The sequence below is a fragment of the Streptomyces sp. R11 genome, from assembly GCF_041051905.1.
Lineage (GTDB): Bacteria > Actinomycetota > Actinomycetes > Streptomycetales > Streptomycetaceae > Streptomyces.
The window spans coordinates 4,650,949-4,672,976 of record NZ_CP163432.1; the positions used below are offsets into that span (position 1 = coordinate 4,650,949).

Here is a 22,028-nt window from a genome sequence, read left to right on the forward strand (position 1 = left end):
CGGTGCCCTGTCAGGGGCACCGGGGCTCAGCCATGTATGCCGGGGGTCAGTCCTCCGTGCGGGCCGACGTTCCCGTCACGCCGCCGAAGATCCCGCCGTTGTCGCCGCCGCCGTTGTTGTTGCCGCCCTGGCCGGGCACGGCGACCAGGTTGACCGCGGTTCCCTTGGCGACCTGGGTGTTCGGCTGCGGGTCCTGGGTGAAGACGATGGCGTTGTCGTCCTGGGCACCCTGGATGTTGCCCACGGCCAGACCCGCGTCCTGGAGCGCCTTCTTGGCGTCCTTGAGGGACAGCTGGGTCACGGTCGGCACGGCCACCTGCTCCTGCTCGGCCGCCTTGCCGATCTGGATCGTCACCGTGGAGTTCTTGTTGGCCGTGCTGCCCGCCTCCGGTGAGGTCGCGATGACCTTGCCGACCTGGTTCGGGTCCTGGGTCTCCACCTCGGTGCAGGTGCCGACCAGGTTGTTGGCCGTCATCTGCGCCTTGGCCTCGTCACAGGTCTTGCCGAGGACGTCCGGGACGGTGGACTTCTCCTCTTCCTTGGCGACGGTGAGGGTGATCGTCGAGCCCTTCTCGACCTCCTCGCCGCGCCGCGGGTCCTGGTCGAGGACGGTGTTCGGATCGTCCGAGGAGGTCTCGCGCGTCTCCGTCTTGATCACGAACTGGTAGTCGTCGTCCTCGAGCTGCTGCTTGGCCTCGTTGAGCTTCAGCCCGATCACGCTCGGCACCGTGACCTTCGGCGCACCCGTCGACACCACCAGATCGACAGAGGAGTTCTTGTCGACAGTGGTCTTGGGCTCGGGGTTCTGATCGCAGATCTTGCCCTGGGGCTGGGCCTCGCAGGCCTTCTTGGTGACCTCGCCCACCTTGAGGTCGCTGTTCGTCAGCAAGCTCTCGGCGTCCTTCTGGCTCTGGCCGACCAGGTTGGGCACGGCCACCGTGCTGTTCCCGACGCCGTCGCCGCTGAACACCCACCGGCCGATCAGGACCGCGCCCACAAGGACCAGCACAGCCGCGACGACCAGCAGGATCGTCGACGTGTTGGACTTCTTCTGCTGGCGGCGTCGGTCCGGGCGGTCGTCGTAGCCGTAGCCGCCGTCGTCCGGGTTCATGGGCGGCAGCATCGTCGTGGCGCCGCCGTCGGCGGAGCGCAGGGCCGTGGTCGGCTGGTCGTCCGGGTAGCCGCCGTAGCCAACCGAGCCCATGGCCGCCGTGGCGGCGACGGGCTGGCCGTCGAGGCAGGCCTCGATGTCGGCGCGCATCTCGTCGGCCGACTGGTAGCGGTAGTTCGGGTCCTTGGTCAGCGCCTTCAGGACGATCGCGTCCATCTCGGGCGTGATCTCCGGGTCGAAGACCGAGGGAGCCTGCGGCTCTTCCCGTACGTGCTGGTACGCGACCGCGACCGGGGAGTCGCCCACGAACGGGGGCCGCACCGTCAGGAGCTCGTACAGCAGACAGCCGGTGGAATAGAGGTCCGAGCGGGCGTCCACCTGCTCGCCCTTCGCCTGCTCCGGCGAGAGGTACTGGGCGGTGCCGATCACGGCGGCCGTCTGCGTCATCGTCATGCCGGAGTCGCCCATGGCGCGGGCGATGCCGAAGTCCATCACCTTGACCTGGCCGTTGCGCGTCAGCATGACGTTCGCCGGCTTGATGTCGCGGTGGACGATGCCGTTGCGGTGCGCGTACTCCAGGCCCTGGAGGATGCCGATGGTCATCTCCATGGCACGCTCCGGCAGCAGCTTGCGGCCACTGTGAAGCAACTCACGAAGCGTGGAGCCGTCGACGTACTCCATGACGATGTACGGGATCGACACGTTGTCGATGTAGTCCTCGCCCGTGTCGTAGACCGCCACGATCGCGGGATGGTTGAGCGAGGCGGCCGACTGGGCCTCCCGGCGGAACCGGGCCTGGAAAGACGGATCGCGCGCCAGGTCCGCGCGCAGCGTCTTCACCGCCACGGTGCGGCCGAGCCGGGTGTCATGCGCGAGGTATACCTCCGCCATGCCACCACGGCCGAGCACCTGGCCCAGCTCGTACCGGCCGCCGAGGCGACGCGGCTCTTCCATAGCTACCTACCAGCCCTCTCCGTCGGTCCCGCCGTCACCCTTGTGGGTGCGGAGGTGTGCCGTCCGGGCATACCGTACCCGGCTCATCTTGTGTGACCTGGCCAAGCCCGTAACCCGATACAGGACCGGTATCGCAACGTGCACCGATGTGAAGGGGACGTGAGCGGGGTCACTTCTTGCTGTCGATGACCGCCTCCATGACGCTCTTGGCGATGGGGGCCGCGAGGCCGCCGCCGGAGATGTCGTCGCGGACCGCGTTCTCGTCCTCGACGACCACGGCCACGGCCACCGGAGAGCTGCCGTCTTCGCCCTTGGCGTAGGAGATGAACCACGCGTAGGGGTTCTCGCTGTTGTCCACACCGTGCTGGGCGGTACCGGTCTTGCCGCCGACCTTGACGCCTTCGATCTGCGCCTTCTTACCGGTGCCCTCGTCGACGACCGTCTCCATCATCGACTGCAGGATCTGCGCGTTGGCCGCCGAAAGCGGCTTGCTCATCTCTTCGGGGTCGGTCTTCTCGAGGGGGTCGAGGTTGTGGGTCTGGATCTCGTCGACCATGTACGGCTTCATCAGCGTGCCGTCGTTGGCGACGGCCGAGGCGACCATGGCCATCTGCAGCGGGCTGGCGGCGGTGTTGAACTGGCCGATGGAGGACAGCGCGGTCTGCGAGGGGTTCATGTCGTCGGAGAAGACCGACGCGCTGGTACGGATCGGCGTGAACTGCTCCTCGGTGAAGCCGAACTTCTTGGCCGTCTCCAGCATCTTGTCGTTGCCGAGATCCGAGCCGACCTTGCCGAACACGGTGTTGCAGGAGTACTGCAGGGCGACCCTCAGGGTCGCGTTCTTGCAGGGGATGTTGCCCTCGTTCGGCAGCTTGGTGGTGGTGCCCTCCATGACCCACGGGTCCGGCGAGTCCGTCTTCGCGTCGGCGTCCGTGTACAGGCCGTGCTCCAGTGCCGCGGCCGCGGTGACGACCTTGAAGGTCGAGCCCGGAGGGTAGACCTCGCGCAGCGCCCGGTTGAGCATCGGGTCGTCGGCGTTGTTCTTCTTCTGGAGCTTGTTCCAGGCCTCTTCGTCGGCGGTGCTGCCACCGGCGATCGTGGAGGGGTCGTACGACGGGAAGGAGGCCAGCGCCAGGATCTTGCCGGTGGACGGCTCGATGGCGGCGACGGCACCCTTGCCGCCCTGCTTCTTCAGACCGTCGTACGCGGCCTTCTGAGCGGCGGCGTTGAGGGTCGTGACGACGTTGCCGCCTTCTTTGTCCTTGCCGGTGATCATGTCGAGGGTGTTACGGAAGAAGAGGCGGTCGTCGGTGCCGCTGAGGATTCCGTCCTCGATGGACTCCAACTGGTTGGCGCCGTAGGCCTGCGAGACGAAGCCGGTGACGGGCGCCCACATCGCACCGTCCTTGTACGTCCGCTTGTACTTGAAGTCGCCCTTCGTGGTTGCCGCGTGCCCGGTGATCGGGTTGCCGCCGACGATTATGTCGCCGCGGGGCGTGGCGTACCGCGCGATGAGGACACGGCGGTTCTTGGGGTCTTCCTTCAGGCTGTCGGCCTTCACGTACTGCAGCCAGTTGTCCCGGATCAGCAGTGTGAGGATCAGCAGGCCACAGAAGATCGCGATCCGGCGCAGGGGCTTGTTCACGGTCGGACCACCTGGGTCATCTCGGCGTCGGGGCTGGGAGCGGGGGCGGGCGCCGGACGGCGGGCGGTGTCGCTGATGCGCATCAGGATGCCGATCAGCGCCCAGTTGGCGAGCACTGAGGAACCGCCGTAGGCCAGGAACGGCATGGTCATACCGGTCAGCGGGATGAGCCCCATGACACCGCCGGCCACGACGAAGACCTGGAGCGCGAAGGCGCCGGACAGGCCGACGGCGAGCAGCTTGCCGAAGGGGTCACGGGCGGCGAGCGCGGTGCGTACGCCGCGCTCCACGATGAGGGCGTACAGCAGCAGGAGCGCCATGACGCCGGCCAGCCCGAGTTCCTCGCCGAAGGTGGCGAGGATGAAGTCGGAGTTGGCGGCGAACCGGATCAGCTCGGAGTGGCCCTGGCCCCAGCCGGTGCCGAGGGTGCCGCCGGAGCCGAACGCCCACAGGGCCTGCATGGCCTGCTCGGAGTGGCCGACGACGCCGTCCTGGCTCAGTGTGTACTCGCGCATCGGGTCGAGCCAGGCGTCGACGCGCTGCTGGATGTGCGGCTCGAAGGAGGCCACACCGACGGCGCCGACCGCGGACATCAGCAGACCGAAGACGATCCAGCTGGTCCGCTCGGTGGCGACGTACAGCATGATGACGAACATTCCGAAGAACAGCAGCGACGTACCGAGGTCGGTCTCGAAGACCAGGATGAGGATCGAGATCGCCCAGACGACGAGGATCGGGCCGAGGTCGCGGCCGCGCGGCAGGTACAGGCCCATGAAGCGGCGGCTGGCGAGGGCGAGGGCGTCGCGCTTGACCATCAGGTAGCCGGCGAAGAAGACGGCGAGGACGATCTTCGCGAACTCGCCGGGCTGGACGGAACCGAGGCCCGGTACGCGGATCCAGATCTTGGCGCCGTAGATGTTGGCCCCGAGGCCGGGCACCAGCGGCAGCAGGAGCAGGACGAGGGCGACGAACATCGAGATGTACGTGTAGCGCTGCAGGACGCGGTGGTCCTTGAGGAAGATCAGCACGACGACGAACAGCGCGATGCCGAGCGCGGTGTACAGCAGCTGTCGGGGCGCGGCCGTGATGTACGTGGGCAGCGACTGCAGCAGCTTCGACTGGTCCAGCCGCCAGATGGCGACGAGCCCGAGTCCGTTCAGCAGCGTCGCCAGCGGCAGCAGCAGCGGGTCGGCGTAAGGCGCGAACTTCCGCACGACCAGATGGCCGATGCCGGCCAGCAGGCCGAGGCCGATTCCGTAGCTCAGAAGACCGGCCGGCACCTGGTCATTGATCGCCAACCCCACGTTGGCGTAGGCGAACACCGGAATGACAACCGCGAACACCAGCAACGCGAGCTCGGTGTTGCGCCTGCTCGGCGCGCCGATCGCGCCGATCGTGGACGTGTGGTGCGTCGGCGAGTTCGTAGTACTGCTCATGGTGTGACGGGGCCTCTCACGGCTTGCCTACTGCGTACCGCAGTTCGTGACGACCTTCTGCTCTTCCTCCGAGAGAGTGGGGCCGGGCTTTGGCGTCGCAGACGGGGTCGGGGAGGTGGAGGAGGACGGAGGCGGGGACTTGGTGGACGCCGACGGGTTCGGCGTCGATGTCGCCTTGGACGTAAGGGAGGTACGGGTGGTTCCCGTGGTGCCTCCGGCCTCGCCCTCGCCCGTCTTGGAGTTCTGCTCGCTCTGGGCAGCCTGCTGATCGGAGCGCTTCTTGCACGCGGAGGCCTGAAGCGCCAGTTCGTCGATCTTCGCCTGGGCGTCCTTGAGGCCGCCTTCGGCGATGGTCGCCTCGACCAGCTTCTGCTGGTAGGGCGGCAGGTACTTGAGTTCGATCTCGGGGTGATCCTTCTCCACCTTCGAGAGCGAGACCCAGGCCAGGTCCTGGCTGATCCCGCGGTACAGAGCGACGTGCTCCTCGTTGGAGCCGACGTAGTACTGCGTCTGCGTCCAGCGCCAGCCGCCGTACAGACCGCCGCCGATGACGGCGAGCGCGAGGGCCGAGTAGAAGGATCTCTTCAGCCACTTGCGGCCCCTGCGGGGCTTGACGAAGTCGTCGTCGGTGTAGTCGCCGAAGCCGCCCGCCGGGACATAGCCGGTGGTGTCGCCTGAGCCGGGCGGGCCGAACTCGCCGCCTCCGCCGCCCTGTCCGGGCACCTGACGGCCGAGCCCGGAGGCGCGGCCGGCGGGGGTCTGCATGATGCCGTTGTCGTGCAGGTGGTGCTGCTGGTTCTCGGCGACCGCGCCGACCACGACCGGGGTGTCGGACAGCTGCCCGGCCAGGGTGTCACCGGTGTCCAGGTCGAGGACGTCCGCGATGATCACGGTGATGTTGTCGGGGCCGCCGCCGCGCAGCGCCAGCTGGATGAGCTCCTGGACGGTCTCCTGGGGGCCCTGGTAGCTGGCGAGGGTGTCCTCCAGGGTCTGGTGGGACACGACGCCGGAGAGGCCGTCGGAGCAGATCAAGTACCGGTCGCCGGCGCGGACTTCGCGGATGGAGAGGTCGGGCTCGACGTGGTCGCCGCTGCCCAGCGCGCGCATGAGGAGGGACCGCTGCGGATGCGTGGTCGCCTCCTCCTCGGTGATGCGGCCCTCGTCGACGAGGCGCTGCACCCAGGTGTGGTCCTGCGTGATCTGCGTCAGCACGCCGTCCCGGAGCAGGTAGGCGCGCGAGTCGCCGACGTGGACGAGGCCGAGACGCTGCCCGGTCCACAGCAGGGCCGTGAGCGTGGTGCCCATGCCCTCCAGCTGCGGGTCCTCGTCGACCATCCCGCGCAGCTGGTCGTTGGCGCGCTGTACGGCCGTACCGAGCGAGGTGAGGATGTCGGAGCCGGGGACGTCGTCGTCGAGGGCGACGATGGTGGAGATCGCCTCGGAGGAGGCGACCTCGCCCGCGGCGGCGCCGCCCATGCCGTCGGCGATGGCGAGCAGGCGTGGACCGGCGTATCCGGAGTCCTCGTTGCCCTCCCGGATCATGCCTTTGTGCGATCCGGCGGCGAAGCGCAGTGACAGACTCATGCGCACCTCGCCCGTCGGCTCCGGATACATCCGCACGGTGCCCACCCTCCGGTCGGGAGCGCGCCGGGGCCCCTGGTGGGGGCCGCCACTGCGTGCTCGCTCCGCTCGCTCATTGTCGTACTACTTCCGCAGCTCGATGACGGTCTTGCCGATGCGGATCGGCGCGCCCAGCGGAATCGGTGTCGGGGTCGTGAGCCGCGTTCGGTCGAGGTACGTGCCGTTGGTGGAGCCCAGGTCCTCGACGATCCACTGGCCGTCGCGGTCCGGGTAGATCCTGGCATGCCGGCTGGAGGCGTAGTCGTCGTCCAGCACGATCGTGCTGTCGTGCGCCCGGCCCAGGGTGATGGTCTGGCCCTGCAGCGCGACGGTGGTGCCGGTGAGCGTGCCCTCGGACACGACCAGCTTGGAGGGGGCGTTACGGCGCTGGCGGCCGCCGCCCTGCTGGCCGCGCTGCTGCGGCGGGGTCGCCGCCTGCCGTGCGGCCTGCTGCGGCCGTGGGGCCTCGCGACGCGATCCGCGCTGTGTGACGCGCGTACCGAACAGGTCGCTGCGGATGACCTGCACGGCCACGATCACGAACAGCCACAGGACGGCCAGGAAACCCAGCCGCATGACCGTGAGGGTCAGCTCTGACATTGCCCCCGCTTCACCCTTCGGCTTGCCGGTAAATGATGGTGGTGCTGCCCACGACGATCCGCGAGCCGTCGCGGAGCGTAGCGCGGGTGGTGTGCTGCCCGTCCACCACGATGCCGTTGGTGGAGCCGAGATCCGCGATCGTCGAGGGCGTTCCGGTCCGGATCTCACAGTGCCGGCGGGAGACGCCGGGGTCGTCGATCCGCACGTCGGCGTCGGTGCTGCGGCCCAGCACCAGCGTCGCGCGGGAGATCTGATGGCGGGTGCCGTTGATCTCGATCCAGTAGCGGGTGCGGCCACCGGCCGCGGGCGCGGCGGGGGGTCGCTGGCTGCCCGCGGGCTGCGGGTAGCCGTAGCCGCCGGGGCGGCCGCCGGGCGGCGGCGCGGCCGGCATGGGCGGGGCGCCCGCGGGCGCGGCGGCCGGCGGGTAGCCGTAGCCACCCTGGGCGCCGCCACCGCCACCGGGCCGCCCGGCCGGGGCGGCGGGTGCGGGGGCCGGCTGGCCGCCCTGCTGGTCGGTGGATCCGGCGAGCGTACGGCTGCGCACGCGGTACAGGCCGGTGTCGAGGTCGTCGGCCTTCTCCAGGTGGACCTTGATCGGGCCCATGAAGGTGTAGCGCTGCTGCTTGGCGTAGTCGCGGACCATGCCGGCGAGCTCGTCGCCGAGCTGGCCGGAGTAGGGGCTCAGACGCTCGTAGTCCGGGGTGCTGAGCTCCACGATGAAGTCATTGGGGACGACCGTGCGGTCGCGGTTCCAGATGGTCGCGTTGTTGTCGCACTCGCGCTGGAGCGCTCCCGCGATCTCCACGGGCTGGACCTCGGACTTGAACACCTTGGCGAAGGTGCCGTTGACCAGACCTTCGAGACGCTGCTCGAACTTCTTCAGGACTCCCATGGGGCACCTCCTCCGTAGCCTGCTTCGTCCTTTTTCCCGCCGGGCGGGCACTGCCTTACCTGGTACTGCTTACTGATCGTATCCACGCGCCGGTGAATCGGCTGGTTCCCCCTGTCGGCCCGGTCGACAGGTGTCGACGCCCTCGAAGTTCCCTGTGGAGCTCCCCTTCGAACTCCTCACGGACACAGTCTTGCCATGGATCGTAGAGGCGGCCGCAGACCAGTGTCCCGCACCTGACTGTGGACCCCGACCCGCTCCTGGGGAGATGCGCGGTACCGGTACGAGGTTGATACGTGAACAGGTTCTCGTTGATACGGAGCGCCGGGCACCCCCGCTCGGCCGGTGCCGGGGCGGGCCGTCCCGACTGTGCTGGTGGGCGACTGTACGGCCGCCGCATGGCATCCGCATGGCCTCCGTACGCCCGCTGCACGGCGGCTGCCTGGGGATAAGGGATGTGAATCCACCCTGGACGGCGTGCTAATGTTCTGCGTGTCGGAAGGCGCCGGACCGCAAGGGAAGAGCCCGAGGACACACCCAATGCGCGGGTGGCGGAATAGGCAGACGCGCTGGATTCAGGTTCCAGTGCCCGCAAGGGCGTGGGGGTTCAACTCCCCCCTCGCGCACCGTCGAAGAGGCGGCATCGTAATCACGATGCCGCCTCTTCTCGTTGTGCGCTGTTGCGTTCGACACGTCGTGTCTCTCGCTGCATCGATGCGACGCCCTCGGTGGCCGTGACCTGTGATGAAGCTCTCAGGTCACGGCGCCGGGCTCAGCCGGCCGCGATGACCGTGGCGAGGGTCACGGCTGCGGGCAGCGCCTGGGCGAAGAGGATGCGGCGGTTGGCGGTGGCCGCGCCGTAGACGCCCGCGACGACGATGCAGGACAGGAAGAAGATCTGGACGCGGTAGCCGGTCGGGTCGTCGGCGATCAGGCCCCAGACCAGGCCCGCGGCGAGGAAGCCGTTGTAGAGGCCCTGGTTGGCCGCCAGCGGCGCGGTGGTGCGGGCCAGCTCGGCGTCGAAGCCGTGGAAGCGGCGGCCCGGGCCGCGCTGCCACAGGAACATCTCCAGGACCAGGATGTAGGCGTGCAGCACCGCCATGAGGGCGACGAGGACGACAGAGATCAGATGCATGCGGTGATTGTGCCGGTGGGGTGTGTGGGCGCGGTGAGGCGGTGGGGCGTGCGGTGACCGCGGTCGCCGCTGGGTCCTGCGGCCGAGCGGGTTGCTGCGCGGGCTGGGAACGGTGGCCGTTCGGCCGAGGTGCCGTTGCTGCCTCGGCGCGAAATTGGAGCTCCCTTCTCCAGGAGCCCGCCGATGCCACCCGAGTCCTCTCTTTCGTCGCCGGAGTCCGGCCCGGCGGCGGCCGTGTCCTCGCCCCCGTGCCGCGGGTGCCCGTCCGGAGCGGCCGTGATCGGTCGAGCCGAGCTCCCCGCGTTCGCCGCGACGTGCTGTTCTGGCTCGGATGCGCGGTCTTCGCACTGTCGCTGGCCCTGGTCACGACCCTCACCCCGCACCGGATCTGGGGCGTCGGCGCCGCCGTCGGGTACGCGGTCGCCGCGGAGCCGGCCCGTAGGTCGCCGCGCCCTTGGAACGGACGCGGTGCGGTCGCCGCGCTGCTCGGATCCGTCGTCGTCCCGCCGGCCCTGATGATCGCGGCGGGTGCCGCGCAGTCGGAGGTGCAGGTGGTCGAGCACTCGGGCGCCCTGCTGCTGGACTCAGGCAGCCCTTACGTGCCGCATCCGGTCGGCGTCGACGACTGCAACCCCTACCTGCCGGGCATGGCGATCTTCGGAATACCCCATGCGCTGTTCGGCGGCACGCCGCTCGCGGATGCCCGGGTGTGGTTCTGCGGGGTGTTCCTGGCGAGCATGCTCGTCGCCGCGCGGCGGGCCGATCTCAACCGCCTTTTGTGGGGCGGCATTTCGGGCAGAGCGGCTTAGAGGGGAGCGGCTGCGCGGAGAGCCCCTTCGGGGAAAGCGGCTTCGAGCAGCGGGACGGCGAGCCCGAACGCCGTGCTCCTACTCGCGTCGTCCCCCGCGGTGGCGCTCCCGCTGGCCGTCGGCGGAGTCGACCTGCCGGTGATCGGGCTGATGTGCCTCGGGCTGGCGCCGGCGGGTCCGGTACGGCGGCGGGCTCGCGATGGGAGCCGGGCCGCACTGAAGCGGACGGCCTGGCCGCTGCTGCCGGTGGGGCTGGTGCTGCTCGCGGTGACGGCGGGGCGCCGGGCTGCGATACGGGCCGGAGCCGTGGCCGTGCTGGTGGCCGCCCTGGCCGTGGTGCCGGTGGCCTTGGCCGATCCGCATGCCTTCGTCGAGCACGTGGTGCTCTTCCCGCTCGGCGAGGGCGGGGTGCACTCACCGGCGGCCAGCCCGCTGCCGGGGTACCTGCTGGCCACGTACGTCCCCGGCGGCTCCGTCCTCGCCATGGCCGGGCTCGCGGCCGCTGCCGTCGGCGTCGCGGTGTCGTTGGCGGTACGTCCGCCCAGGACCGTCGTCGCGGCGGCGGACCGGCCGGCGCTCGGGTTGGGGCTGGCGATGTGCCTGATCCCGGCGACTCGGTTCGGGTACCTGGTCTATCCGCTCGTGCTGGGCGCCTGGTTCCGGAGGGCGGAACTGGCGAGGGCTGCTCGTGGGGCGGCGCGTTTGGTGAGCGCTGGACGTGGACGTGGGTGAGGGGCGGGGAGTGCCCCTCAGGGAAGTGCCCCGCAGGGCAGTGCCCGAGCGCCGGGACGTGCATCTGGTGCGGGTCACCGTGCTCGCGGTGATCGGGCTGGTCGTGGCGCTGTGTCTGCCGTCGGTGGGGCGGGACTCGGCGGGAGGTGCCGGGGGCCTCGACCGGTGTTTCGGTTGTGTCGGGGCAGGGGGCGGCGGCCCCCCCCGTGACCTGTGACCTGTGTGGCCTGTGACTTGTGACCTGTCCCCGTGAGGCGTCGCGAGAGGCGCCTTGGCCGGCGGCTTGGTCGCATTCGGCCTCGGGTTCGGTGCCGCATTCGGTGCCGCATTCGGCGTCGTAGCGGCTCCGGCTCCCGGCGCTGCGCACCGCCACGCGCGGGTGGGCCCCGTTCGCCGGAGCGGGTTCTCCCACGCGCGCGTGGCTGCAATGCGGCTCGCTGCGTGCGGCACGCGGCATGCGCGGCGCCCTTCCGCCGCGTGCGACGTGGCTACGCCGCGAGCCGCTGGGCCAGCTGCTTCGCCCTCGCGGCGGCCTCGTCGAGGGCGCGCTCGCGGGAGGCTTCGAAGAGGGGGACCAGGTCGGCCATCTCCGGGTTGGCCGGCGCCATGGTCAGCTCCGGAACGATGAACTCGAGGTCGGCGCCGAGGAAGTCGGCCAGGACTGCGGACAGGTAGTTCTGCACGTACTCGTAGCCCTCGCGCGGAGTGCCCGGCCCGTACGCGCCGCCGCGGCTGGCCACGACGGTGACCGGGGTGCCCTTGACCGACTGGGCCTCGCCCGCGGTGCGGCCGAACAGGACGACCTGGTCCAGCCAGGCCTTCAGCGTCGACGGGATCGTCAGGTTGTACATCGGGGCGCCGATCAGCACGGCGTCCGCACGCTCCAGTTCCTCGATCAGCGCCACGCGCTCGGCGAAGGCGGCGGCCTGCTCAGGGGTGTGCGTGGCCGGATCGGCGAAGCCGGCGGTGTGGGCGTGGGCGGAGATGTGCGGAACCGGGTTCAAGGCCAGGTCGCGGTGGATCACCGTGCCCGCGGGGTGCTGTTCCTGCCAGGTGCGGCGGAAGGCGTCGGTGACGGCGCGGGAGGAGGAGGCGTCGGTCGGGAAGACCGAGGAGTCGATGTGCAGGAGCGTTGCCATGGGGGTCTCCAGAGGACAGCAGCGGATGGGAAGCAGACATGGGAAACGGGCAGGGCGCTGGATGCACGTTCCCACAGTGACTGAGTATTCGTACTCGACTATGGATAACACAGTCACTTACTTTTTTTCATCCCCGTACCGCAGGGCAGTACCCTGAAGGGCATGGCGGGTGAGCAGAGTCACGACGTATCGGCGTGCAAACGGGTCGACGAGGGCATCACTCGCGTCTTCCAGCTGCTCGGCAAGCGCTGGACCGGCCCGATCGTGTCCGTCCTGACCGCGGGGCCCGCGTACTTCGTCGCCCTGCGCCGGGCGATTCCCGGCATCAGCGAGCGCATGCTCTCCGACCGGCTGACCGAACTCGCCGCCGCGGGACTGGTGGTGCGTGAGGTGTACGAGGGGCCGCCGCTGCGGGTGGTGTACCGGCTGACGGAGGCCGGCGCCGCGCTGGAGCCCGCGCTCACGGCGCTGGGTCTGTGGGCGCAGGAGCATTTGGCTGATGGAGTGGGGCCCGAGAGCTGCTGAGACGAAGGGCCAGGTAACTGCCGAGGTGGCCGCGCCAGAACGCTGCCGAGGCGGATCGCGGCACTCTCGCCTCGGCGTTACGGCATCACGCCGAGCGGTCTTTTCCACAAACGCGGAGTTGTCCACAGGGTCTGACGTGTTTCGGCCACCGGCTGTAACGTCGGCACGAGTTGATGTTCGTGCGTGAGCGGGGGAGGCGGTCGGTATGACCGAGGTCGGTGCGGAGGCTACGGCGCAGGTGGCCGCGGTGGCATCGGAGTCGTCGTCGGATTCCGCGGAGCGTCGGCTGCCCAGCGTGCGCGGCTTCGCCGAGTGGCCCGGCGGCGGATCACCCAAGGAGGACGGCAAGGCACTGCGCAGGCGCGTGCCGCGCGGTGACCACGCGGTTCTCGACCTCGACGCCGCCCGCCCCGACGCCGTGGCCGCAGTCGAGGAGTCCAACCTCGGCCGGCTCCCCGAGCTCACGCCGATAAGGGTCGGCCGGATGGCGGCGACGCCCTTCGCGTTCCTGCGCGGCTCGGCGGGGCTCATGGCGTACGACCTCGCCCGCACCCCCATGACCCGGATCCGCGCCCAGATCTGCGGTGACGCGCACGCGGCGAACTTCGGCCTGTACGGCGACGCGCGTGGCGGCCTGGTCATCGATCTGAACGACTTCGACGAGACGCTGTACGGCCCCTGGGAGTGGGACCTCAAGCGGCTCGCCACCTCGCTCGTGCTCGCGGGCCGGGAAGCCGGCGCCGACGAGGACACGTGCCGCAAGGCGGCGCACGACACTGTGGGTGCCTACCGGCGCACCATGCGGCTGCTGGCCAAGCTCCCGGTGCTGGACGCGTGGAACGCGATCGCGAACGAGGAACTGGTCTCCCACACCGACGCCCATGACCTGATCGGCACGCTGGAGCGGGTCGCGGAGAAGGCGCGGGGCAACACCAGCGGGCGCTTCGCGGCGAAGTCGACGGAGCCGACCGGGGACGGAGGCCGCCGGTTCGTGGACGCCCCGCCGGTGCTGCGCCGGGTTCCGGACGCGGAGGCGGCGGCCGTCGCGGCGTCGCTGGAGAGCTACCTCGGCACCCTGTCCGAGGACCGCCACCCCCTGCTCTCCCGGCACGCGGTGCACGACGTGGCGTTCCGCGTGGTGGGCACGGGCAGCGTGGGCACACGCTCGTACGTCGTCCTGCTTCTGGACCACCGGGGCGAGTCCCTGGTCCTTCAGGTGAAGGAGGTCCGCCCCTCGGCCCTCGTCCCGCATCTGGTGACGGCCGGCTTCGAGGTGCCGGAGCCGGAGCACGAGGGGCGGCGCGTGGTGCTCGGCCAGAAGCGGATGCAGGTGGTCAGCGACATCCTGCTGGGCTGGACGACGGTCGAGGGCCGGCCCTTCCAGGTACGCCAGTTCCGCAACCGCAAGGGCAGCGTCGACCCGGTCGCACTGGCCGCCGACCAGATAGACGACTACGCCCGCATGACCGGCGCCCTGTTGGCCCGTGCCCACTCCCACAGCGCCGACCCCCGCCTGATCTCCGGCTACTGCGGCAAGAACGAGGAACTGGACGAGGCGATCGCCGCATTCGCCGTCACCTACGCCGACCGCACGGAGGCGGACCACACCGCGCTGGTGTCGGCGGTACGGGCGGGGCGGATCGCGGCGGAGACGGGGGTGTGAGGGGCGGCGGTTGGTTCGCGGGGAGGGGTCGGTGAGGTACGTCACCTCGGCGCCGGTGGTCCCGGCGAGGCGGGCGGCGTGATCGCCCCGACCGCCTGTCTGGCCAAGCTGGCTCGGCTGGCCGAGCTTGCGGAAGACCTCTCGTGGCGTGCTGGGTGACCGCCGGCTGTTCCGAGGCATGAGGGCGGGGAGGGCAGGACCGGGGAGCGGCGCCGGCCGCTGGGACGAACGCCCGGGCGGCCGGCGTGAGCAGCCGCCCGCGCGGAACCGCAGGGCACGGGGGTCCGGGCCGACCGAGGGCGGAGGCCCGAGCCCGCAGGGCACGAAGGCCGCAGGCCGAATGGGGCGAAGCGCCCGAGGCGTCGGCATGGAGTCGCAGGGCACTAAGGGCCGGGCACGTGTGGCCTACGCTGGTCGGGTGACGACGCCGGAAGCTGAACAGTCCCAGGCCGAGCCCGCTGGTGCGGAGACGTCGGGTGGTGCCGAGGTGCCCGTCGGCGGAGCTGAGCAGGGTGGTGAGGCACAGGTGCCGGCCGAGGACGGGGCGGAGCGACCCGAGGCGCGGCTGGAGCGGGCCGTGCGGGCCGCCGAGCAGGCGTTGATCGAGTACGAGATCGCGGTGGAGACCTTCCGCGTCGAGGTGGAGAACTTCTCCCGGCTGCACCACCAGAAGCTCGGCCCGATGTACGCCCGCCTCGACGAGCTGGACGCCCGGATCGCCGAGGCCACGGCCGCCCGCACCGGCGACCCGGAGGACATCCGCAAGGCCGACGAGGCACGCGCCCGGGTGCTGCCGATGCCCGGCGTGGAGGAGCTGTTCCACGGCTGGATGGACGGCGAGGGGCTGTTCCCGGAGGCCGCGGCGATGCTCACGGACCAGCCGGTGCGGCCCCCGCAGCGGGTGCGCCCCAGCGACGAGGCCCGCAAGCTCTACCGCGAGCTGGCCCGCAAGGCCCACCCGGACCTCGCCCAGGAGCCGGACGAGCGTTCGAGGCGCGAGGAGTTCATCACCCGCGTCAACGCTGCCTACGCCCGCGGTGACGAGGCGCTGCTGCGGGAGCTGGCCGAGGAGTGGGCCGCGGGACCGGTGCCGAAGGAGCAGGGCCCGACCCCGGCCGAGGAGCTGTACGCCCGCCTGGAGTGGCTCGCCCGGCGCAAGGAGATGCTCGCCCTGGTCGCGAACGAGCTGGAGGAGAGCGCGATCGGTGCGATGCTCCGCCTGGCCCCGGACGACCCCGACCGCCTCCTCGACGAGATCGCCGACCAGCTTCTGGCCCAGGTCGAGGCCAGGGAAGCAGAACTGGCGACGCTGCTCGACTAGGGGCCGGGGACTGCCTCCCCACGGCTCTCCCCTTGGGAGTCCGCCGGGCACCCGCAGCCGTCCGGTAGCGTCGGACTCATGCATTTCGGATCTGGCGTGCCGACAGTCGAGGTCACCGACCTCAAGGACGACGACTTCCTGCTGGACGTCCGCGAGGACGACGAGTGGCAGGCGGGTCACGCCGAGAAGGCCCTGCACATCCCCATCAGCGACTTCGTGGCCCGCTACGGCGAGCTGACCGAGGCCGCCCCGCAGGACGGCCGCGTCCATGTGATCTGCCGCTCCGGCGGGCGCTCGGCGCAGGTCGCGATGTACCTCGTCCAGCAGGGCATTGACGCCGTGAACGTCGACGGCGGCATGCAGGTGTGGGCGGCGGTGGGACGTCCCGTCGTGAACGACGAGGGCCAGCCCGGATACGTCCTCTGAGCTGCCTCTCTGAGCCGCCCGGCTGAGCCGGTTCGCTGAACCGACGGAGACAACCGTCACCCCAGCGGATGCGCCGCCAGCAGATCCCCCAGCGCCTCCTCGTGTGCCGCCGCCGGGCCGAGCGCCAGCTCGAGGTGCTTGGCCCAGGCGTGGTACCGGTGCAGCGGATAGTCGACGTCGGCGCCGAAGCCGCCGTGCAGATGCTGGGCCGTCTGCACGACCCGGCGCACGCCCTCCGAGGCCCAGATCTTGGCCACGGCCACGTCTGCGGAGGCGGGCAGCGCTCCCGGTGCCCCCGAGGCGATCCGCCACGCGGCCTGCCACAGCGTGGCCTCCATCGCGCGCAGGTCGATGTAGCGGTCGGCGGACTGCACGGCGACCGCCTGGAACGTGGCGATCGGATGCCCGAACTGTTCCCGCTTGCCCGCGTAGTCCGAGGTCATCCCGAGCACCCGCTCACCCAGGCCGAGCGCCAGCGCACACGTCCCCGTGGCCAGCAGCTCCCGCAGCCACTCCCACGCACCCTCGGCGTCGATGACGTCCCGCGCCGTGAGTTCCACCGAGTCCAGCCGCAGTTCCCCCAGCCGCTCCCCGCTGGTCGAGAACTGCTCGGCGAGCGAGACCCCCTGCGCCTCGCGCGGGACCAGAGCGAGGACGGTCCGGTCGGCGGCGGTACGGGCCGGCACGACGACGAGATCGGCGTCGTAGGCCCAGGGCACCGCGGTCTGCACCCCGTCCAGCACCCACCCGGAACCGGAACCGGAATCCTGTCGGGCGGTCACCGCGAGCTCGGCCGGGTCGTGGCCGGTGCGGCCGTGCGCGGCGATCGTGAGGACGGCCTCCCCGCGCCCGGCGCGCGCCAGCAGCTCGGCCTTCAGCTCGGCGCCGCCGTAGGCCTGGACGGCCGCCGTCGCCGCGCTGTTCTCCAGCAGCGGCACCCGTGCCAGTACCTTCGCCGACTCACGCAGCACCAGGCACAGCGCGACGGCGTCGAGGCCGGCCCCGCCATACTCCGGAGCGAGCAGCAGACTCAGCAGGTCGGCGTCCGCGAGCCGGCCCCACAGTGCGCGGTCGAAGTCGTCGGCGACGGCACCAGGCGTGAGCGCGGGAGAGGGCACGGAGTCCGGCGCGACCCCGGCGAACACCCCGCGCGCCGCCTCGGCCGCCGCCTGCTGCTCCTCGGTGAAGGTGAAGTCCACGGTCCCTGCCCTTCCACACGTCCACACCACGGCGATCTGACGGAGCGTCAAGATAGAACAGGTTCTAGAAGAAGGGAATGCTCTGTGGAGGACCCTCGCAGGGCCCCGTACGGCCGTGTAGGACCCCCGTAAGGTGTGGACGACGGCGGCCCGGCTGGGGCTTTGCCCGGCGGGTGGGCCTGAGTACCGTTCCCGTGCGAGCGCCGAGTGGTGAGGAAGACGGACCGGAAGCGGGAAACGGGGCTACATGGACGCGTACGACGCAGGCTCGGCCGCCCGGCACGGGCCGGACGAGGAGCCGCGGGACGCCGCTGCCCCGCATGCCGTTGAGCTGTCTCCCGCGCTGCCGTCCGCCGAACCCCGAACCGGCGTGGCCGCCCTCTCCCTGCGCTACCAGATCGGCGCCGCCCTCGCCCTCGCGGTCGTGGCGATAGCCGTCTGTGTCCACATAGGCATGGTCTTTCTGCACGTCGCCCCGCCGAACACGGTCACCAAGCAGCACGGCAAGGCGATCGACGACTGGATATATCCGGAGTTCGAACAGAACTGGAAGCTGTTCGCCCCCAACCCGCTGCAACAGAACATCGCGGTGCAGGTCCGCGCCCAGTTCGGCACGGCCGACGGCGGCCGCCGCACCACCGGCTGGTACGACCTGTCCGCCCAGGACGGCCGGGCCATCGACGGCAATCTGCTGCCCAGCCACACCCAGCAGAACGAGCTGCGCCGGGCCTGGGACTTCTTCGTCGCCACGCACGATGCCGAGAACCGTCCGGTAGGCCTGCGCGGCGCCCTGTCCGAGACGTATCTGCGGCGCATCGTGGAGCTGCGCCTGGACCGCGCGAACGCGGCCGGTGAGAGCGGCGCCCTCGAACGCGTCCAGGTTCGCTCCCGCACCACCAACGTGGACCCGCCCAAGTGGAGCGGTGAGCAGGTCTCGGACAAGCCGGCCTACCGGGTGCTGCCCTGGTGGTCGGTCACGTCCGACGCGACCGACGGCGCGGGCGCGCAAGAGGGGAGCGCCCGGTGAACCGCTTCTCCCTCGCGATCTCCGGCGGCATCGCCCGGGTCACCGAGTCCGCCCTCGGCCCGTACCAGACGGCCGTGATCCGCATCGGCTTCACGGCGACCTGGCTGCTTTTCCTGCTGCGCGAGTTTCCGCACCGCCAGGAGATGTACGGCCCCGACGGTCCCTGGGACTTCGACCTGGCCCAGCAGCTGATCGGGACGAACGGCTCCTTCACGGCCCTGATCTGGTCGAGCAGCCGGTTCTGGTTCGAGAGCGTCTACGTCCTCGCGGTCCTGAGCAGCGTGCTGCTGCTGCTCGGCTGGCGCACCCGCACGATGTCCGTCCTCTTCATGGTCGGCGTGCTCTCGCTGCAGAACCGCTCCATCTTCATGGGCGACGGCGGCGACAACGTCCTGCACCTGATGTGCGTCTACCTCGTGTTCACGCGCTGCGGCCAGGTCTGGTCGCTGGACGAGCGCCGGGCGAGACGCGCCGGCGAGGCACGCGCGCGTGGCGAGCGGGTCGGGCCGGACCGGATCGGTCCGCTCCTGTGGAGCGTGCTCGGGGTCGCGCTGGTCGCCGTGACCGCGGCGGGACGTCTCGACGGCGACCTGACCGTGCCGATGATCCTGTGGGGCGTCTGGCTCGCCCTGGCCGTCCGGTGGCTCGTGGGCCGCCTCGCGCGGACCGACCAGCCCCGCATCCTGCTCGACGTCATCGGCAGCATCGTCCACAACGGCGCCCTGCTGGTGATCATGGCCGAGGCGTGCCTGATCTACGCGACCGCCGGCTGGTACAAGATCCAGGGCTCCCGCTGGCAGGACGGCACCGCCGTTCACTACCCGCTGCACCTCGACTACTTCTCGCCCTGGCCCGCCCTCGCCGACCTGCTGTCGTCCAGCGGCACGATGGTGATGCTCATCACCTACGGCACGGTCATCGTGCAGGTCGCCTTCCCGTTCACGCTGTTCAACCGGCGGGTCAAGAACGTCCTCCTCGCCGCGATGATCACCGAGCACGCCGTGATCGCGGTCGTGCTCGGGCTGCCGTTCTTCTCCCTGGCGATGATCGCGGCGGACGCGGTCTTCCTGCCGACGTCGTTCCTGCGCCGCCTCGGCGGCTGGGCGGCACGCGTGCGTGACGGGCTGTCGAGGCTGGTCCGGCGCGGTGACGACCCCACGGAGCTGCCGGGGCCGCGCACCCCGGAGAACCCCGAGCACGCGCACGTAGGCTTCACTGCATGACCGTGACCTCCTGGAACCGGCTCGTCGGCACCTCCGTGCTGCTCGACGGCTTCCATGCCCTCAAGCACGCCGTGCGCTTCGGAGCCGAGGTCCCGGTCGCGGTCGCCGTCGACCGGGATGCGGCGCTCGCGCTCGCCGACGAGCTGGCACCGGACGTACGGGGCGCCCTGGACGCGCTCCTGACGCAGGTCCCGGAGTCGACGTACACCTCGCTGGTGCCGCGCCCGCACCCCACCGGGGTCGCCGCCCTGGCGGTACGACCGCCGCGCGCCGCCAACCTGGAGAAGCTGGCGCGCACCCCGCGCACCGCCCCCGTCGTGGTCCTCGACAACCCGCGCAACCTCGGCAACGCGGGCGCCGTGATCCGTCTGGCCGCCGGCTTCGGCGCGACCGGCGTCGTCACCACGGGCACCCTCGACCCCTGGCATCCGACGGTCGTACGCGGCGGGGCGGGGCTGCACTTCGCGACCGCCGTGGAGCGGCTGGACGTGGCGGAGCTGCCGCCCGGGCCGCTGTTCGCGCTGGACCCGGAGGGCGACGACATCCGGGGCAGCAAGCTCCCGGACGACGCCGTCCTCGCCTTCGGCTCCGAACGCACCGGCCTGTCGACCGAACTACGCGCGCGTGCCGACCATTTGGTGGCGTTGCCGATGCGCCCCCAGGTCTCCAGCTACAACCTCGCGACGAGTGTGGCGATGACGCTGTACCACTGGAGTCTCACCGGGGGCGCCTTCAAGGCTTAGGCCTCCCGGCGCACCTCGACGACCCGGAACCGGTTCGCCACGAACGCCCCGTCGCACAGCGCCGAGTTGGCCGCCGGGTTGCCGCCCGAACCGTGGAAGTCCGAGAACGCGGCCGTCTGGTTCACGTACACCCCGCCCGTGAGGTTCAGCGACAGCTGGGCCGCCTCCTCCAGGCAGGCCTCCTGCACGGCCTGCTCGACCTCGTCGTCGGTCGTGTACGCGCCGACCGTCATCGCCCCCTTCTCGCGCACCGTCCGTCGCAGCAATTCCACCGCGTCCGCGGCCGAGTCGACCGCGACGGCGAAGGAGACCGGGCCGAAGCACTCGCTCATGTAGGCGGACTCGTCGTCCGGCTTGGCGCCGTCGAGCTTCACGATCACCGGCGTGCGGACCACCGCGTCCGGGAACTCCGGGTTCGCGATCTCGCGGGAGGCGAGGGCGACCTCGCCGAGGCCGGCGGCAGCCTCCAGGCGCGCCTTGACGTCGGGGTTGACGATCGCGCCGAGCAGCGCGTTCGCGCGGGCGTCGTCGCCGAGGAGGCCGTCGACCGAGCGGGCGAGGTCGGCGACGACCTCGTCGAAGGTCCGCGGGCCCTCCTCGGTGCGGATGCCGTCACGGGGGATGAGCAGGTTCTGCGGGGTGGTGCACATCTGGCCGCTGTACAGGGACAGCGAGAACGCCAGGTTGGAGAGCATGCCCTTGTAGTTGTCCGTCGAGTCGACGATCACCGTGTTGACGCCGGCCTTCTCCGTGAAGACCTGCGCCTGCCGGGCGTTGGCCTCCAGCCAGTCGCCGAACACGGTCGAGCCCGTGTAGTCGATGATCCGGATCTCCGGGCGCGTGGCCAGCGTCTTGGCGATGCCCTCACCGGGGCGCTCTGCGGCCAGCGCGACCAGGTTCGCGTCGAAGCCCGCCTCGGCGAGCACCTGCCGGGCGACCTGCACGGTGAGCGCGAGCGGCAGTACCGCGCGCGGGTGGGGCTTCACGAGGACCGCGTTGCCGGTGGCGAGGGAGGCGAACAGCCCGGGGTAGCCGTTCCAGGTCGGGAAGGTGTTGCAGCCGATGACCATCGCGATGCCGCGCGGGACCGGCGTGAACTGCTTGGTCAGGGCGAGCGGGTCGCGCTTGCCCTGCGGCTTGGTCCACTCCGCCGTGTCGGGGGTGCGCACCTGCTCGACGTACGCGTACGCCACCGCCTCCAGGCCGCGGTCCTGTGCGTGCGGGCCGCCCGCCTGGAACGACATCATGAAGGCCTGGCCGGAGGTGTGCATGACCGCGTGTGCGAACTCGTGCGTGCGGTCGCTGATCCGCTTGAGGATCTCCAGACAGACCACCGCGCGCATCTCCGCGCCCGCGTCCCGCCATGCCCGCATGCCGGACTTCATGGCGGGCAGCAGCTGGTCGATGTCCGCGTGCGGGTACTCGACGCCCAGCTCGATCCCGTACGGAGAGGCCTCGCCGCCGACCCAGCCGTCCGTGCCGGGCTGGCCGAGGTCGAGGCGGCCTCCGAGGAGGGCGTCGAAGGCGGCCTTGCCCGCCGCCGCGTCCAGGCTGCCGTTCTCGCCGTAGGCCTTGGGGTGCTCGGGGTGCGGGGACCAGTACGCACGTGTGCGGATCGCTTCCAGCGCCTGGTCGAGGGTGGGCCGGTGCTTGGCGATCAGCTCGTGGGCGGTCAGTTCGGCGGCCATGCGGGACCAACTCCTCGTTTCAAGAGCTCTCCGTCGAGCTCATGACCTGGGCAGAAACATGGGCAGGAAAGGCCAGTCAGAGTTAGAGTAACCGAACGATCGGTCGGTTCAAGGGGGTCCGCCGCATCTGTGGAAAACCCCGT

General features: G+C 70.7%; 20 protein-coding genes and 1 tRNA gene. 11 read left to right on the forward strand and 10 right to left on the reverse strand.

Features of this window, described 5'->3' with window-relative positions; all coding sequences use genetic code 11:
- Positions 1-46 precede the first annotated feature (46 nt).
- The 6 genes from pknB to AB5J55_RS21320 form a co-directional block, all read right to left on the reverse strand.
- Complete coding sequence (gene pknB, locus AB5J55_RS21295) at positions 47-2,065, reverse strand: Stk1 family PASTA domain-containing Ser/Thr kinase (protein ID WP_369272196.1); 2,019 nt, start codon at positions 2,063-2,065, stop codon at positions 47-49.
- A 169-nt stretch (positions 2,066-2,234) separates the two neighbouring features.
- Positions 2,235-3,710: a peptidoglycan D,D-transpeptidase FtsI family protein gene (locus AB5J55_RS21300; protein WP_369272197.1), complete on the reverse strand. Its 1,476-nt coding sequence runs from the start codon at positions 3,708-3,710 to the stop codon at positions 2,235-2,237.
- The gene (locus AB5J55_RS21305) at positions 3,707-5,146 is read right to left on the reverse strand and encodes an FtsW/RodA/SpoVE family cell cycle protein (RefSeq protein ID WP_369272198.1); all 1,440 of its coding nucleotides are present in this window, start codon (positions 5,144-5,146) and stop codon (positions 3,707-3,709) included. Before AB5J55_RS21305 ends, AB5J55_RS21300 begins: the two co-directional genes overlap by 4 nt.
- Before the next feature lie 27 nt (positions 5,147-5,173).
- A complete protein-coding gene (locus AB5J55_RS21310; RefSeq protein WP_369276252.1) occupies positions 5,174-6,760 on the reverse strand; it encodes a Stp1/IreP family PP2C-type Ser/Thr phosphatase in 1,587 nt (528 codons plus the stop codon).
- 90 nt (positions 6,761-6,850) lie between these two features.
- Positions 6,851-7,366, reverse strand: a complete 516-nt coding sequence (locus AB5J55_RS21315; RefSeq protein WP_369272199.1) for an FHA domain-containing protein — start codon at positions 7,364-7,366, stop codon at positions 6,851-6,853.
- A 10-nt stretch (positions 7,367-7,376) separates the two neighbouring features.
- Positions 7,377-8,258, reverse strand: coding sequence for an FhaA domain-containing protein (locus AB5J55_RS21320; RefSeq protein WP_369272200.1), 882 nt, complete (start codon positions 8,256-8,258; stop codon positions 7,377-7,379).
- Between the two features lie 539 nt (positions 8,259-8,797).
- Here AB5J55_RS21320 and AB5J55_RS21325 point away from each other — a divergent pair.
- Positions 8,798-8,881, forward strand: a tRNA-Leu gene (locus tag AB5J55_RS21325).
- Positions 8,882-9,027: 146 nt separating this feature from the next.
- Here the strand turns inward: AB5J55_RS21325 and AB5J55_RS21330 are convergent.
- Positions 9,028-9,390, reverse strand: a complete 363-nt coding sequence (locus AB5J55_RS21330) for a DUF1304 domain-containing protein (protein ID WP_369272201.1) — start codon at positions 9,388-9,390, stop codon at positions 9,028-9,030.
- 314 nt (positions 9,391-9,704) lie between these two features.
- On the opposite strand from AB5J55_RS21330, the gene AB5J55_RS21335 reads away from it, so the two are divergent.
- The 3 genes from AB5J55_RS21335 (at position 9,705) to AB5J55_RS21345 (ending at position 11,148) form a co-directional block, all read left to right on the forward strand.
- Entirely contained in the window at positions 9,705-10,199 is a 495-nt protein-coding gene (locus AB5J55_RS21335; RefSeq protein WP_369272202.1) for a hypothetical protein, read from the forward strand.
- A gap of 72 nt (positions 10,200-10,271) precedes the next feature.
- Complete coding sequence (locus AB5J55_RS21340; protein WP_369272203.1) at positions 10,272-10,931, forward strand: hypothetical protein; 660 nt, start codon at positions 10,272-10,274, stop codon at positions 10,929-10,931.
- A gap of 25 nt (positions 10,932-10,956) precedes the next feature.
- Positions 10,957-11,148, forward strand: a complete 192-nt coding sequence (locus AB5J55_RS21345; protein ID WP_369272204.1) for a hypothetical protein — start codon at positions 10,957-10,959, stop codon at positions 11,146-11,148.
- A gap of 271 nt (positions 11,149-11,419) precedes the next feature.
- On the opposite strand, the gene AB5J55_RS21350 is transcribed toward AB5J55_RS21345, so the two are convergent.
- Positions 11,420-12,070 (reverse strand): FMN-dependent NADH-azoreductase, encoded by a 651-nt coding sequence (locus AB5J55_RS21350; protein WP_369272205.1) that lies wholly within the window; start codon positions 12,068-12,070, stop codon positions 11,420-11,422.
- A gap of 162 nt (positions 12,071-12,232) precedes the next feature.
- Between AB5J55_RS21350 and AB5J55_RS21355 the strand changes: the two genes are divergently transcribed.
- The 4 genes from AB5J55_RS21355 (at position 12,233) to AB5J55_RS21370 (ending at position 16,005) form a co-directional block, all read left to right on the forward strand.
- Positions 12,233-12,595, forward strand: a complete 363-nt coding sequence (locus AB5J55_RS21355) for a helix-turn-helix domain-containing protein (protein WP_362386041.1) — start codon at positions 12,233-12,235, stop codon at positions 12,593-12,595.
- A gap of 205 nt (positions 12,596-12,800) precedes the next feature.
- Positions 12,801-14,258, forward strand: a complete 1,458-nt coding sequence (locus tag AB5J55_RS21360) for a DUF2252 domain-containing protein (protein ID WP_369272206.1) — start codon at positions 12,801-12,803, stop codon at positions 14,256-14,258.
- Between the two features lie 418 nt (positions 14,259-14,676).
- Complete coding sequence (locus tag AB5J55_RS21365) at positions 14,677-15,579, forward strand: hypothetical protein (protein WP_369272207.1); 903 nt, start codon at positions 14,677-14,679, stop codon at positions 15,577-15,579.
- A gap of 96 nt (positions 15,580-15,675) precedes the next feature.
- Positions 15,676-16,005: a rhodanese-like domain-containing protein gene (locus tag AB5J55_RS21370; RefSeq protein ID WP_369276253.1), complete on the forward strand. Its 330-nt coding sequence runs from the start codon at positions 15,676-15,678 to the stop codon at positions 16,003-16,005.
- A gap of 56 nt (positions 16,006-16,061) precedes the next feature.
- Here AB5J55_RS21370 and AB5J55_RS21375 read toward each other — a convergent pair whose 3' ends face one another.
- Entirely contained in the window at positions 16,062-17,204 is a 1,143-nt protein-coding gene (locus tag AB5J55_RS21375) for an acyl-CoA dehydrogenase family protein (protein ID WP_369272208.1), read from the reverse strand.
- A 247-nt stretch (positions 17,205-17,451) separates the two neighbouring features.
- Between AB5J55_RS21375 and AB5J55_RS21380 the strand changes: the two genes are divergently transcribed.
- The 3 genes from AB5J55_RS21380 to AB5J55_RS21390 are packed head-to-tail and all read left to right on the forward strand — an operon-like array spanning position 17,452 to position 20,197.
- Complete coding sequence (locus AB5J55_RS21380) at positions 17,452-18,231, forward strand: DUF5819 family protein (protein WP_369272209.1); 780 nt, start codon at positions 17,452-17,454, stop codon at positions 18,229-18,231.
- On the forward strand, positions 18,228-19,454 hold the full coding sequence (locus AB5J55_RS21385) for an HTTM domain-containing protein (protein WP_369272210.1): 1,227 nt from the start codon (positions 18,228-18,230) through the stop codon (positions 19,452-19,454). Before AB5J55_RS21380 ends, AB5J55_RS21385 begins: the two co-directional genes overlap by 4 nt.
- Positions 19,451-20,197, forward strand: a complete 747-nt coding sequence (locus tag AB5J55_RS21390; protein WP_369272211.1) for a TrmH family RNA methyltransferase — start codon at positions 19,451-19,453, stop codon at positions 20,195-20,197. The genes AB5J55_RS21385 and AB5J55_RS21390 overlap by 4 nt, the downstream gene beginning before the upstream one ends.
- On the opposite strand, the gene paaN is transcribed toward AB5J55_RS21390, so the two are convergent.
- Entirely contained in the window at positions 20,194-21,885 is a 1,692-nt protein-coding gene (gene paaN, locus AB5J55_RS21395; protein ID WP_369272212.1) for a phenylacetic acid degradation protein PaaN, read from the reverse strand. The genes AB5J55_RS21390 and paaN overlap by 4 nt on opposite strands.
- Positions 21,886-22,028 lie beyond the last annotated feature (143 nt).